Raw genomic sequence first — 14,535 nt, forward strand, 5'->3', positions numbered from 1 at the left:
AGCCAGCCTATTCCGGCAAATCTGCGGCGTCAGCAAGCAATTGACAGATCTCGATAAAGAAGAACCGGCAATGATGCCGGTTCTTCATGTCGTTTATTCATGATGGGCTTTTGAAGCTCAAAAGAAGCCCTTCTTTTGCCACCAGCCACGCTTGGGCGCCGGTTCACCTTCGTTTTTCTTTTCCTTCGCGGTGGAGGAGGTAACAACTGGCTTGCTCTCCTCGACCTTCTTTGGTTCGGGCGCCGGTGCGGGTTGCTCCGGTTCCGGCTCAGGCTGCGTTTGCACAGGAGCTGTTTGAGGCGCTTCCACAGCGGAAGTCGCTTCGTCAGCAACTGCTTCAACGGCCTCTACTTTTTTTGCCGACTTGCGCGGTGCGCGTTTCGGTTTGGCCGGTGCTTTCAATTCCGCTTCGGCAAGGACCTCGGCGACGGCGATTTCGGCCGCTTCAATTGCCGCCTTGGCGCGAGACTTGCGTTTGACGGGTTTCTTCGCGGGAGCTTCGTCGATCACTGCTGGTGCGTCGGTGACAAGCGCCTCTGCGGTCACAAACACGGATGCTGCCTCTGCCGCATCGGCGATCGCTTCGATCGTCTTTGGCTTGGCAAAATCCGGCAACGGGATCGACACAAACACCGGCTCGGCGTCCGGAACGATCTTAGCGGCGACCCGGCTGTCCGTATCGTCGCCATCGCGCTTGTTCTTGCGACCGCCACGACGCCCGCGGCGGCGCTTCTTGCGACGCTCGTTTTCTTCCTCGCGTGCTTTGGTAGCAGCAGCATCCTCGCCTTCAACCGGAGGCTGGTCGGCATCATCGGCATCGTCGTCGCTACGGACTGACTGGCCTTGCTCCGCGCCGGCTGATTCCTGGCGATCGCGACCACCGCGACGACGCCGCTTGCGTCTGCGCTTACGCGATGCATCGTCATTGTCGGCGGTTCTCACAGGTTCGCCCGTCTGGGCTTCTGTGACGTCCTCATCCGCATCTTCGACGACCGGGTCGGTTTCATCGAAATCATCGGCGATGCCGATCGTCGGTGTCTCGGTCAGCGGAATGATCGGTCCGAGCGCCAGAGAACCCTTGTCGATGGCAAAATGCTGGGCACCGACGCTGTCGTCTGCTTCTATGCTTATGGTCAGGCCAAAGCGTGTCTCGAGATCGGCGAGGTTCTGTCGCTTGTGGTTGAGGACATAGAGAGCAGTCGCGACCGTCGTACGAACAATGATATTGTTCTGGGAGTGGCGCAGCAGATATTCCTCGATCGACCGCATGACGTGCAGAGCGATGGAGGACGCGGAGCGCACGTGGCCTGTGCCGCCGCACATGGCGCACACTTGGGTCGTGCTTTCAAGAACGCTGGCGCGGATGCGCTGGCGCGACATCTCAAGAAGACCGAAATGCGAGATCCGGCCGACCTGAATGCGGGCGCGATCATCTTTCAGACAATCCTTCATCCGCTTTTCCACCGCGCGGTTGTTGCGGTTCTCTTCCATGTCAATGAAATCGATGACGATCAGCCCGGCAAGATCGCGCAATCGAAGTTGACGCGCAACTTCATCCGCTGCTTCAAGATTCGTCTGCAAGGCAGTGTCTTCGATGGAATGTTCGCGGGTCGAGCGGCCGGAGTTGACATCGATTGCCACCAGCGCCTCAGTCTGATTGATGATGATGTAGCCGCCGGACTTGAGCGTCACCTGCGGCTGCAGCATGCGGTCCAGCTGCGCTTCGATACCATTGCGAGCAAAGATCGGCGTCAATTCGCGATAGGGTTGAACGACCTTGGCGTGGCTCGGCATGAGCATGCGCATGAAGTCCTTGGCCTCGCGATATCCGTTCTCGCCGGCAACGAGGATTTCGGTGATATCCTTGTTGTAGAGGTCGCGGATCGAGCGCTTGATCAGACTGCCTTCTTCGTAGACGAGGGTAGGTGCAGTTGATGCGAGGGTGAGACTGCGGACGTTCTCCCACAAGCGCATCAGGTATTCGTAATCGCGCTTGACCTCCGGCTTGGTACGCATGGCACCGGCAGTGCGCAGGATTACGCCCATGCCCTTCGGCACTTCGAGATCCTTGACGATATCCTTCAGACGCTTGCGGTCCTGAATGCTGGTTATCTTGCGCGAAATGCCACCGCCACGTGCAGTGTTCGGCATCAATACGGAATAACGGCCTGCAAGCGAGAGGTACGTCGTAAGAGCCGCGCCTTTGTTGCCACGCTCTTCCTTGACAACCTGAACCAGCAGGATCTGCCGGCGCTTGATGACATCCTGGATATTGTACTGACGGCGCTGAAAGCGCTGATGCGTCGGTACCTCCTCCATCGCATCCTCGGCTCCAACGGACTCGACTTCATCAAGTTCGTCGTGCACCTCGTCCTTGTCTTCGTTAGAACGGCCCCTGGACCTTCTCGAACGGTGATCACCGGCGTCGGATGCGGGCCTTTCTTCGGACTCGCTCCCGGTTGCGTCATCCGCCTCGACAACGATGGCTTCCGAAATCACATCCGCGTCGATCGATGCTGCGCGTGTCTGGCCACTGCTCTCCCCGGACGAGCTGTCATCAGCCGATTCGTCCGCGGCGGCGTGTTCAGTTGCCCCGTAATCGTCGCCGGACTCACTGACGTTTTCCTCGTCGGAAGCTTCAAGCTTTACCGAATCGTCATTCTGCCTCGGACCACGACGGCCGCGGCGGCGATTGCGTGAGCTGCGATCGTTGCGATCACGGCTGCGCTGCTCGTTTGCATGCTCTTCATGATCTTCATCCTGGCTGGCAGCTTCTGCCTCGGCCTCTATCAGAGCCTGACGATCGGCGACTGGGATCTGGTAATAATCTGGGTGAATTTCGCTGAATGCGAGGAAGCCGTGGCGATTGCCGCCATATTCAACGAATGCAGCCTGAAGGGACGGTTCTACGCGCGTAACACGCGCCAGGTAGATATTGCCTTTGATTTGTTTCTTGTGTTCCGATTCAAAGTCAAATTCTTCAATCCGGTTGCCGCGAACCACGACAACGCGTGTTTCCTCCTGGTGGGAGGCGTCGATTAGCATTTTGTCCGACATTATAATTCTTCTCCCCGGCTAAAACGCTGTCGACGCGGGGCAGCCAGGACACCCGTAAGGTTCCTGGAGCCGCGTCTTCACATTTGCCGGATTTATTAAAGTTCGCAGAAACAGACAGACACGGCATCGCGCGGAGCTGCCCTCGGGCAGCCGCGGCTTGCAAGCCGGTTAAAATCACGTCTGTACCAAACATTCCTGTTCCTGACGAAACGACCTCACGAATGGCACGCTTGTTTGCAATGCCGACCCAGTTACTGCGCCGTGCGTTCTTTTTTGGACGCACAAAGGACGCAATAACAATTAACGTTGCGCATAATCCTTATCCAAAAATCGGAATGATTCTTGGGGTTATGCGTTAACACCCTCGAAAGGGCTGGCTCCACGCGCCTTGTCTGCGCGATCTGCCGTTACAAAAGCGCTGCTGACAATCCCTGTCCGCTCGCGCCAAATTCTTTATCGGTTACCTACAGCGAAGCTTCGCATCGCCGCTCCGTACCTCTGCCGTCGGTGTCAACCGGTCGTTCGCCGTGACATCAAAGAGCCTGATTCCGGGGGGCGGAAAGTAACCCACCTTTGCTTTTAGGAGGTGTGTCGCGTAATGACAAGGCCTTCTTCATAATCGTGTCATCGACGCGCCCGCCAGATAAGCTTGCATAAGACATTATTAACCATGGTTCCTTACCTAATAGTCATAGATAGTATGTCCCGGGCAGAGTGCCAATGCGTGCCCGGTCTGATACAAGGTGTGCATCGGGAAACGCCTGCCCGATAGCTTCGAACGACAAAGAGGTGAGTGTGATCTGTCGAATATTCATGGCTGCATTCTTTGGTTTTCTTGCCTTTGCACAGGCGGGGAATAACGGACATGCAGCCGATGATCTGGCGGCTCTGACCTATCAGGCCGCTGGCGACGAGCTGCGTACGCGCGTTGTCATCAATTTCGATCATGAACCCGAAGTATCGACGATGCTGCTTGGCGAGCCGCACCGATTGGCGATTGATCTGCCGAAAACCGTTTTCGCCTTCGACAAGAAATCAATCGAGTCGCGTGGTCTGATCACGGATGTGCGCTATGGCATGATCGACGATTCACGTTCCAGACTGATCTTCACGCTCAAGGGCCCATTTGTGGTCGAGCGGCTTGACGTGATCAAGAATGACAATAGCCCCGGCTATCGGCTTGTGGCCGACCTCGTGGCCTCGTCGGACCAGAAGTTCGCGGACGCCCTGAAGGCACAGAACCAGACGACAGCTTCAACGGTTGTGGCTCCGAAAGGTGACCGCATCGCGAGCGCCGCCGCCAACGAGGTCAGCAAGGGACCGAAGCCGTTCACGGTTGTCGTTGATCCGGGACATGGGGGTATCGATAGCGGCGCGGAAAGCGGCAGCGGGAGTCTTGAGAAAAATGTCACACTGATGTTCGCGCAGCAGTTGCGCGATGAACTCGGCAAGTTACCTGGAATCCGCGTCGAAATGACTCGCAACGACGACACATTCCTGCGGTTGTCGGAGCGTGTGCGAATTGCCCGGCAGTACGAGGCCGATCTGTTCATTTCGATACATGCCGATACGATCAATCGGGGCAGCATTCGCGGTGCTACGGTTTACACAGTGTCAGACAAGGCTTCCGATGCCGAGTCGCGGGCCATGGCGGATCGCGAGAATCGAGCAGACGCGGTGGCCGGTATCACTTTCGACAATGAAACACCGGAAATTGCGGATATTCTTATGGATCTGACGCGCCGGGAGACGCACACATTCTCATTAAGCTTCGCCAAGACGGTGGTGAAGTCCCTCAAGAAAGACGTCACCATGATCAACAATCCGCATAGGTTCGCCGGTTTCCAGGTCCTGCGCGCGCCGGATGTTCCGTCCGTTCTGGTGGAGATCGGTTATCTCTCCAATCAGGAAGATGAGAAACTGATGCTCGATCCGGCCTGGCGCAGCCATGTTGCGCAACGACTGGCGGCTGCTGTCGGTGAATATGCCGGGATGAAGACGGCCGGTGCGCTAAACTGAGGATTCCTGCACGTTAGGGTTGTGAAAAAATCACAGGCCTCTCCGTTGCCGAAACTCCACATTTGGTATTTAAATTGTAAAGGGAAACGAGTTTTCCTTGCCTTTGTCACATTTGTCGCTCAATTGCATCGACGAGCTTTCGGCATTGCACTAAGTGGTTGCCGGACCGGGAAAACCCTTAAGGTTGGTCATTCCCGCATCGCAATCTGCATGGATCGAGAGCATGCATTGATTTTATACGTGCCAACAGGTGAAATGGGTTCCGGATACAAATGATACGCTTGATCGGATATTTTTTCGGAATCGGCACAGTGATGGCGCTGCTGGGAGCAGCTGCCGTTGCGCTTTACGTCGTCAGCATATCGAAGGATCTGCCTGATTACGAGGTTCTGGCGAAATACGAGCCGCCAGTGATGACGCGCATCCATTCATCGGATGGCCAGCTTATGGCGGAGTTTGCGCGCGAGCGCCGGCTTTACTTGCCAATTCAGGCTGTGCCGGACCGGGTAAAGGCTGCGTTCATTTCAGCGGAAGACAAGAACTTCTACCAGCATCCGGGTGTTGATATCGGCGGCCTTGCCCGCGCCGTGATGACCAATATCCAGAATTGGGGTTCCCGGCGGCCCGTGGGGGCATCGACCATTACCCAGCAGGTGGCGAAGAACTTCCTGTTGAGCAACGACCAAACCATCGGACGCAAGGTCAAGGAAGCGATTCTGTCCTTCCGCATCGAGCAAGCCTATTCCAAGGACCGCATTCTCGAACTCTATCTCAACGAGATTTTCTTTGGTCTGAATTCCTATGGCATCGCCGGCGCTGCGCTGACTTATTTCAACAAATCGGTCAACGAACTGACTGTCGCCGAGGTTGCCTATCTTGCCGCGCTGCCCAAGGGGCCTTCCAATTACCACCCGTTCCGCCAACCCGAACGGGCGGTCGAGCGCCGCAACTGGGTCATCGATCGCATGGCTGAGAACGGCTATGTAACCATGGAGGAAGCGAAAGAAGCAAAGGCAGAGCCTTTGGGCGTCACGCCGCGCCATACCGGCAACTATCTTTTCGCTTCGGAGTATTTCGCCGAGGAAGTACGCCGCCAGATCATCGCCCGCTACGGCGAGAATGCCCTTTATGAAGGTGGATTGTCAGTCCGCACGACCCTCGATCCGAAAATGCAGGTTCAGGCCCGCGCAGCGCTTCAACAAGGTCTCTTCAAATATGATGAGGCGCGGGGCTACCGGGGTGCCTACAAGACAATTTCGACCAATGGCGATTGGGGAATTCCGCTCTCTGAAATCAAGGCATTTTCCGACGTGCCGGATTGGCAATTGGCCGTGGTCCTGGAAGTCACGCCGGAACAGGCGATTATCGGCCTGCAGCCGGAACGGGAAACCTCGGACAAGCTTGTCAATGAACGCAAGAAGGGCACTATTGATGCCGCGGACATTAAATGGGCGTTCCGATTGCTCAGTAATGAAAAGCGCACCACGGCTAAAACGCTGGAAAATATCTTCAACGTCGGCGATGTGATTTTCGTCCAGAAGAAAGAAGGCAGCGATACGGCGTTTGATCTCCATCAAGTCCCGAAGATCGAGGGCGGCGCGGTAGCGATGGATCCGCATACTGGTCGCGTGCTGGCCATGGTTGGCGGCTTCTCGTTTGCCGAATCAGAATTCAATCGGGCAACGCAGGCGATGCGTCAGCCGGGCTCATCTTTCAAGCCGTTCGTCTATTCCGCGGCACTCGACAATGGTTATACGCCGGCTTCGGTGGTGCTCGATGGACCGATCTCGGTTGACCAGGGCGGCAGCCTCGGTATTTGGGCTCCCAAGAATTATGGTGGAAAGTTCGCCGGTCCATCGACATTGCGTTATGGCATTGAGCAATCGCGCAATCTGATGACCGTTCGGCTTGCCCAGGACATGGGCATGAAGCTGGTCGCCGAATATGCCGAGCGTTTCGGCATTTATGACAAGATGCTGCCCGTGCTTGCAATGGCGCTCGGTTCGGGTGAGACGACTGTTCTGCGCATGGTCACCGGCTATTCGATCATCGCCAATGGCGGGCGCAAGATAACGCCGTCGATGATCGATCGAATCCAGGACCGGTATGGCAAGACCGTCTTCAAACACGACGAGCGCAAGTGCGAGAACTGCTCGGCCGCCGAATGGAAGGATCAGCCTGAACCGGAACTCATCGACGATCGCGATCAGGTGCTTGATCCGATGACGGCCTATCAGATCACCTCGATGATGGAGGGTGTCGTTCAGCGCGGTACTGCGACTATCCTTAAGAGCCTCAATCGTCCGATCGCCGGCAAGACCGGCACCACCAATGACGAAAAGGATGCATGGTTCATCGGTTTCACGCCGGATCTCGTTTTTGGTGTCTATCTTGGTTACGACACGCCCGTTCCGATGGGCAAAGGCTTTACCGGTAGCGGTCTTGCTGCTCCGGTGTTCAGGGACTTTGCAGAGGCTGCGCTCCAGGGCCAGCGTTCCGTTGATTTTCGCGTTCCGGAAGGCATGACAGTTATTCCGATCGACCGAAAGACGGGCATGCGCGCATCTCCTGACGGCCCGAATGTCATCATGGAAGCGTTCAAGCCGGGTACGGGACCTGCGGACAGTTATTCCGTAATCGGCATGGATACATTCTCAGAAGGGTCGCCGGTTGGGGTGCAATCTCCCAACGTCAATCGTGCCCTGCAGGGTGGCGGCGGCGGGCTGTTTTAGCCGCTTCCCTTCCGCATTTCGTGGAACGCTGAAGACTTTACATCGAGCGGACCAGTCAATATGGTCCGCCGAAATCTGAAAGCCATAAAAAGACAAGAAGGAACGGACAGCCAATGCGCGCCGAAATTGAGACGCTGGTCGACGAGATCAAGCAGGCCATAAGCCTGCTGAGGAGGCATCTTTGACTGGGATACCTCAATCAAACGCTTAGGCTATCTGAATCAGCTTGCCGAAGACCCATCTCTCTGGAATGACGCGCAGGAAGCCCAGAAACTGATGCGCGAGCGCCAGCAGCTGGAAGACAGCATCAACTCAATCCGTGCCTTGACCCAGTCTCTGGAAGACAACATCGAACTCATCGCCATGGGCGAGGAGGAGGATGACAAGTCGATCGTCGCCGAGGCGGAAGAAGCCATTCGCAGCATCAAGCAGGAGGTCGATCGCCGTCAGATCGACACACTGCTTTCCGGCGAAGCGGATGCCAATGACACTTATCTCGAAGTGCATTCCGGTGCTGGCGGCACGGAAAGTCAGGACTGGGCATCGATGCTCCTGCGCATGTATACGCGCTGGGCCGAACGCAAAGGAATGAAGGTCGAACTGCTCGAAGTGCATTACGGCGAAGAGGCGGGCATCAAGTCCGCGACCATTCTCGTCAAGGGACACAATGCCTACGGCCTTCTGAAGACGGAGTCCGGCGTGCACCGGCTGGTGCGTATTTCGCCATACGACTCCAACGCGCGCCGGCATACTTCGTTTTCGAGTATCTGGGTTTATCCGGTCGTCGACGACAATATCGATATTGCGGTCACGGAAGCTGATGTGCGCATCGACACCTACCGCGCGTCCGGTGCCGGCGGCCAGCACGTCAACACGACCGATTCGGCCGTTCGCATTACCCACATCGCAACCGGCATCGTCGTACAGTGTCAGGCAGAGCGTTCGCAGCACAAGAACCGCGCGACCGCATGGTCGATGTTGCGCGCACGTCTCTATGAGGCGGAGCTTGAGAAGCGCGAGCAGGCGGCGGATGCAATTTCAGCTTCCAAGACCGACATCGGCTGGGGTCACCAGATCCGTTCCTACGTGCTGCAGCCCTACCAGCTGGTGAAGGACTTGCGCACGGGCGTTGAAAGCACGAGCCCGCAAGATGTGCTCGACGGCGATGTCGACACGTTCATGGAGGCCGCGCTTGCACACCGCGTGCATGGCACGGATGCGGAAGTGGAAGACATCGCCTGACGTGCGTCAGGCGGCTCCCAGCTCAACATGATCCCGGCAGCCCTTGTGTTTCTGCTTCAGCCTAAAGTTCCGCCGCGATTTGCCGTCCAATCGTAAGATAGCTGGCGGGGTTGATCGCATTGCCATTCTTGCGAACCTCGTAATGCAGGTGAGGGCCGGTGGACCGGCCGGTGCTGCCGACCTTACCGAGAACATCGCCCGAATTGACGTGCTGGCCGGCACTCACGAGGATCTGGCTCATATGGCCATAGCGCGTGGACAGGCCGTTGCCATGGTCTACCTCGACCATATTGCCATAACCGCCGGTATAGTCGGCTGCCGTCACTGTCCCGTTGGCCGTGGCCAGTACAGAACTTCCGGAAATAGCGCGGAAATCCATGCCTGAGTGGAACGCCATCATGCCGAGAAGCGGGTCTCTTCGCGCGCCGAAGGGGCTTGAGACCGGCATGCCGGGGACCGGATTGGCGATCGGCACGGCCTTCGCCAGAGCCTTGGCTCCTTCAAGTCGTGCAAGTGCTTCATCAAGGTCCACAAGCTTGGTGTCAAATCCGGCTACGGGACTTGTGCTGGCAAGCAGCAACGGACCGCCGGCGCCCCACTTGTCATCATCCAGAACCGGTTTGACGCCGGTTGCCGCCAGCGCTTCCATGATCTTGTCGGCGCTTTCATAGGCGTTATTCGATAGCGTCTGTATTTGTTTGGCTTGCCGGTATTCGATCGTGTTCAGGGAATGGTCGACGGAATCCAGAATCTCGGCCTTGTCTATCCCGGTTCTGGCTTTGTTATCGCGCGGCGGCGGCTTGCGCGTTGAGGTGGTCGGTCCCGTAATGATCGGATCAATGCCGTAGAAGCCATCCGGTTCTTCGGAATGCACGATGCCCTGGCCGTCCCGATCCATGACAAGGTTGGTTTCTGGCTCTATCGGCAAGGCTGTTCCGGCGCGCTGAAGCAGGGGCGCAAGCTTCTCGTGCCGTTCGCTCAGGGTCTTTTGCCGTTGGACAAGTTCGGCAACTTTACCATCCATCAATTTCTGGTCGAGCAATTGCCGGCTCGTAACGCGGTCGAGCTGTGTGCGCAGGGCTGCAATACGGTCCTCATACGCCTGCTGCAGGCGGGCCTGCCTCGCGACACTGCCGCTGATGAGGTCGTCACGGAAGACAAGATACGAGGTCGCGAGCAGATAGCTGCCGGCGAGGCCGAGGGCGAGGGTGCCGCCAAGAAGCGCCGCCCAAGGCCTGACAGTGAAATGACGGATCGTTTCGCCCCGTGCGATGATAATCGTGTGAGGTTCTCTCGTGGCGCCGAAGATGCTGGGATATTTGACCTTCTTCATTGCGGCTACGCCCGTCGATTTTGCAGCTTCAATTTGTGAAATCATTACACTCCGTTAGGGTTAATAAACCCTGACAAAGGTGAGATTCTCATCCGAATTTCAACTGAAACATGCAAACTAGGCCCGGAGCGTCCTGGTTGCTTCGAGCACCTCGGCCGCATGACCCGGAACTTTGACCTTGTTCCAGACTTTTGCGATCTTGCCGTCCGAATCGATCAGGAAGGTTGTCCGCTCCACGCCCATATATTTGCGGCCATACATGCTCTTCTCAACCCAGAGCCCGTAGGATTCGATGATGGCCTTATCCTCGTCGGCAACCAGCTCAACCTTGAGGTCGTGCTTTGTCTTGAACTTGTCGTGCTTCTTGACGGGATCCGGCGACATGCCGATGACTTTTGCGCCAAGCTTTTCAAATTGTGGTTTGAGCCCGGAAAACTCGATCGCTTCCTGCGTGCAGCCGCTGGTATCGTCCTTGGGATAAAAATACAGGATGACCGGATTTCCGCGTAAACCTGAAAGGGTAATCGTGCCGCCGCCGTCGCGGGGCAAGGTGAAATCGGGGGCTTTGCTGCCGATATCCAAAGCTGTCATAGGAATGCCTTTCTTTCATTATTGAATGCGAGCCTCAGTTACGCAACTATAGAGAGGCACGGGAATCGTCTACGGTTTCCCAATTGATTCCTCAATTGGCTTGGGAATTTGACAGAGAAACCGGAAAAAGTCCGTTTCACAAAGCGAGACTTCACAAAACTGCACCATTACCCTTCGGCTTTCGAACAAAGCGAGGTTCCCGTGGTGATGCCGCCAAAGCGGTCCCGTCTGCGGTTTGCCTGCGGTGCAGTTTCCTCATTTCTTATTTTGATTGCCGTTCTTGCTGGCATAGCCTTCGTGGTTCTGCGCGTCGGCGTGGGCGGCGAAGCGCTGACGCAGCGCACACAGCTGGCGCTCAAGACAGTGCTTGGGCCGGAGGCTGATGCGACGATCGAATCCGCACAAATCTCCTTGGATCAGCGCCGCCACGTGGCCCTCGAGGCGCGAAACGTCAATATTGCCGACACGAAACGCGGCATTGAAATCAACGATGTCCGCTCGGTGCGTATCGGATTGGCTACGCTGCCTCTCCTGCGCGGCGATGTGCGGGTCGAGCGACTCGAACTCGATGGTGCTCACATCAGGGTTACCTCGCAGGTTCCATTCGATTTCATGTCGCTGGTGCCCATGGATGACCGCGGTCTGGTCAATCTCGATGGTGCAACGGATGTGATTTTCGCCGGTCTCGAAGGTGCAGTCTCCCTGCTCGATCAGCGCGAGACACGCGACATAACGATTTCAGATACGTCGTTTGATTTCACGGTTGCCGGCGCACCGGAACGCCTGCGTATCGTCAAACTCGACCTCTCGGAGACGGGCGGCCCGGTAGCTATCAAGGGCACGGTGGAATGGCGCGGCAAAGAAGTCGAGGTTTTCGCCCAGGCGGATCGGTCGGCGATTGGTGCCAAAGTTGAGGCCTTTTCCCTGGCGATCAGCGAGATTCCACTGAGCGGCAAATTTGGCGTTGCACCTGTTCCGGATATTGACGGCATCAAACCGGATGGAGCGTATCTTGCCTATGATAACCAAGCCGAGGTGAAGCTGGACGGAACCGCCGCTACCATATCCGAACCGGCGCGCATACGAGGCACGATCAATGTGGGCCAGGGCCCGGTTACGATCGGCAATGTTGACGATATGGTGGTGGAGTCGCAGATCAATTTCGAGCATGTATCGGGCACGGACAAAGTCGAAATCAAACCTTCCAATATCCATTTCGGGGCGTTCAAAGGTGTTGTCGAAGGGGCAGTGGGACCGGAGCCCCGCTCCACGGATGGCGTCGCGCCGGCAAACGCCGGCTACCGGTTCGAATTGATCACGCAGCAGGCCACCTCGGCCCCGCAGGATTCCACCGAGCCGGCACTTGCGTTCAATGCGCGGGTTGCCGGGCGGTATGACCAAGCACATAAGCAGCTTGACGTTTCGGAAATTGCCGTGCGCACCAATGCCGACAGCGAACTGTACGGACAGGCGGGTGCGACATTTGGCAAGGGATCGCCGGCCATGACGCTGGCGCTGCGCATTCCCAAGATGCCAGTTGCGCATGTCAAGCAGCTATGGCCGATCTGGGTTGCCACAGGTGCACGCCGCTGGGTGCTTGAAAACTTTTATGGCGGTACGGCAAAGGATAGCAGGATCGATGTGATTTTCCCCGCCGGCCGGTTCGATGGTCCGGGAAAACCGCCGCCGCTAAAGGCTGACGAGGTTCAGGTTGATTTTGCGGTAGAAAATTCACGCTTCGATATCGTTGGTGATCTGCCACCTGTCCGCAATGCGGATGGCAAGATCAACGTGCGCGGTGCCTATACGACCATCAATCTGGAGAAAGGCTCATCCTTTACCCCAAAGAACCGCGAAGCGCGGATTGTCAACGGCACGCTCATCATTCCCTGGGGACCGCAGCGGCCGGTTTTGTCCGAGCTTGATCTCAATCTGGAGGGCGATGCCTCGGCGGTGGCCGAAATTATCGGCTTCAAGCCGATCAACGGCCTGAAGAATCTTCCATTCGCACCGGAAGACATCAAGGGCAATGTGAAGACCCATGTGCTGGTGACGTTCCCGGTGACTCGCCGTTCGCCGAAAGGCAGTTTGAAGTGGTCGGCGGAGATGGCTCTGTCCGATGTTTCAATCGCCAAGAAAATTGACGGGCAGACAATCACGGACGCGGATGGCACGCTGTTCGTCACCGAAGACGAGGCACGCATCGATGCAAAGGCGCAGCTCAATGGTATTCCTGCTGAAGTCAAATTGTTTGAACCATTGGGAAGCAACACAGCCAAACGCGAACGGAACGTAACCCTCCAGCTCGACGACAAGACACGCAATGCGCTGTTTCCAGCGCTCGACCCGCTGCTTTCGGGGCCGATATCGGTTGATATCGACAAGGCCCCGGATGGCTCGCGGCTTGCCATCGCCGATCTGACCAAGGCCGAAATCAAGTTGGCCCAGTTGGGTTGGACCAAGGGTGCTGGAGTCAAGGCGAGTGCCAAATTTGCGCTGCAGCAGGACGGAGACAACGTCAATATCCGCGATCTGGATGTATCTGGCGACACGTTCCGCCTGCGCGGCGACGTAAAGGTCGTAGGCGGTGACCTGACTTCCGCCGATTTCAGCGATGTAAGGCTCAACCGCGGTGACAATATTGCCGTCAAGGTCTCCCGGACCAAGTATGGCTATCGTGTGGATGTGAAGGGCGACTCGTTTGATGCGCGGCCGTTGCTCAATCAGATCACGGACAAGAAACAAAAGAACGCCGATAGCGGTGGCAAGCAGCGTATCCTGGTCAATGCGGACATTGGCGAGGTAGCGGGCTTCTATTCGGAAAGCTTCAGCAATGTTTCACTTTCCTATGAAGGAGTAGGCTCGAACGTTTCCGGCCTTGCCTTTAACGCGATAACGAAATCCGGGCAAAAGGCGATTGCCACGGACAGTTCTGAAAGTGGCGCACGGTCCATTAGTCTTCAGTCAAAAGATGCCGGCGCGGTCCTGCGGTTCTTCGGCTTCTATGACAAGATGTCGGGCGGCACCATCAGCGTCGCGCTGGATTCCAAGGGCGACGGTCCGTTGCGAGGTCAAGTTGATGCGCGGAACTTCACGCTGGTCAACGAGCCCCGTCTTGCAAAACTGGTCTCAACATCGCCAAACGGCACGAGCCTGAACGATGCGGTGCAGAAAAACATCGACGTTTCTACAGTGACATTCGATCGCGGTTTCTCGCAGATCGAAAAGGGTTCGAACTATACCAATCTCGCCAATGGCGTCATTCGTGGCTCGACCATTGGGACAACGTTCCAGGGCGTGCTCAGCGATCCACAGGGCAATATGTCCCTGACTGGTACATTCATGCCCGCCTATGGCATCAACCGCATTTTTGGCGAGTTGCCAATTCTCGGGCTTTTGCTTGGGAACGGACGGGACCGCGGGCTGATCGGCATCACCTACAAGTTGTCAGGCCCGCTGAAGCAACCGCAGATTACCGTCAACCCGATCTCGGTGATTGCGCCCGGCATTTTCCGCTCGATCTTCGAGTTTCAGTAGAGAGCCAAACTTATCTCCCCTTTG

Annotated in this window: 7 protein-coding genes; 4 read left to right on the forward strand and 3 right to left on the reverse strand. The window is 56.8% G+C overall.

Features of this window, described 5'->3' with window-relative positions; translation table 11 throughout:
* Positions 1 to 117 precede the first annotated feature (117 nt).
* A complete protein-coding gene (locus tag CU103_RS07020) occupies positions 118 to 3,057 on the reverse strand; it encodes an Rne/Rng family ribonuclease (RefSeq protein ID WP_106663175.1) in 2,940 nt (979 codons plus the stop codon).
* A gap of 813 nt (positions 3,058 to 3,870) precedes the next feature.
* Here CU103_RS07020 and CU103_RS07025 point away from each other — a divergent pair.
* The 3 genes from CU103_RS07025 to prfB all read left to right on the forward strand — a co-directional run bounded on the left by CU103_RS07025 (position 3,871) and on the right by prfB (position 9,050).
* Positions 3,871 to 5,076 (forward strand): N-acetylmuramoyl-L-alanine amidase, encoded by a 1,206-nt coding sequence (locus CU103_RS07025; protein WP_106663176.1) that lies wholly within the window; start codon positions 3,871 to 3,873, stop codon positions 5,074 to 5,076.
* Positions 5,077 to 5,348: 272 nt separating this feature from the next.
* Entirely contained in the window at positions 5,349 to 7,808 is a 2,460-nt protein-coding gene (locus tag CU103_RS07030) for a penicillin-binding protein 1A (RefSeq protein WP_106663177.1), read from the forward strand.
* 113 nt (positions 7,809 to 7,921) lie between these two features.
* A protein-coding gene (prfB, locus tag CU103_RS07035) for a peptide chain release factor 2 (protein WP_106663178.1) occupies positions 7,922 to 9,050 on the forward strand; the annotation gives its coding sequence in 2 pieces (ribosomal slippage) (positions 7,922 to 7,990 and positions 7,992 to 9,050; 1,128 coding nt in all).
* A gap of 61 nt (positions 9,051 to 9,111) precedes the next feature.
* On the opposite strand, the gene CU103_RS07040 is transcribed toward prfB, so the two are convergent.
* Complete coding sequence (locus CU103_RS07040) at positions 9,112 to 10,383, reverse strand: M23 family metallopeptidase (RefSeq protein ID WP_106663351.1); 1,272 nt, start codon at positions 10,381 to 10,383, stop codon at positions 9,112 to 9,114.
* Between the two features lie 117 nt (positions 10,384 to 10,500).
* On the reverse strand, positions 10,501 to 10,974 hold the full coding sequence (bcp, locus tag CU103_RS07045; RefSeq protein ID WP_106663179.1) for a thioredoxin-dependent thiol peroxidase: 474 nt from the start codon (positions 10,972 to 10,974) through the stop codon (positions 10,501 to 10,503).
* A 108-nt stretch (positions 10,975 to 11,082) separates the two neighbouring features.
* On the opposite strand from bcp, the gene CU103_RS07050 reads away from it, so the two are divergent.
* Complete coding sequence (locus CU103_RS07050) at positions 11,083 to 14,511, forward strand: YhdP family protein (RefSeq protein ID WP_146147755.1); 3,429 nt, start codon at positions 11,083 to 11,085, stop codon at positions 14,509 to 14,511.
* The last annotated feature ends 24 nt before the right edge of the window (positions 14,512 to 14,535 follow it).

Origin of the sequence: Phyllobacterium sophorae (assembly GCF_003010965.1) — a bacterium.
Classification (GTDB): Bacteria; Pseudomonadota; Alphaproteobacteria; order Rhizobiales; family Rhizobiaceae; genus Phyllobacterium; species Phyllobacterium sophorae.

What these genes read in the sequence shown, in the direction of transcription:
- bcp (WP_106663179.1), bottom strand. Translation starts at nt 10,974, where the DNA reads ATGACAGCTTTGGATATCGGCAGCAAAGCCCCCGATTTCACCTTGCCC.
- CU103_RS07020 (WP_106663175.1), bottom strand. Translation starts at nt 3,057, where the DNA reads ATGTCGGACAAAATGCTAATCGACGCCTCCCACCAGGAGGAAACACGC.
- CU103_RS07040 (WP_106663351.1), bottom strand. Translation starts at nt 10,383, where the DNA reads ATGAAGAAGGTCAAATATCCCAGCATCTTCGGCGCCACGAGAGAACCT.
- CU103_RS07030 (WP_106663177.1), top strand. Translation starts at nt 5,349, where the DNA reads ATGATACGCTTGATCGGATATTTTTTCGGAATCGGCACAGTGATGGCG.
- CU103_RS07025 (WP_106663176.1), top strand. Translation starts at nt 3,871, where the DNA reads ATGGCTGCATTCTTTGGTTTTCTTGCCTTTGCACAGGCGGGGAATAAC.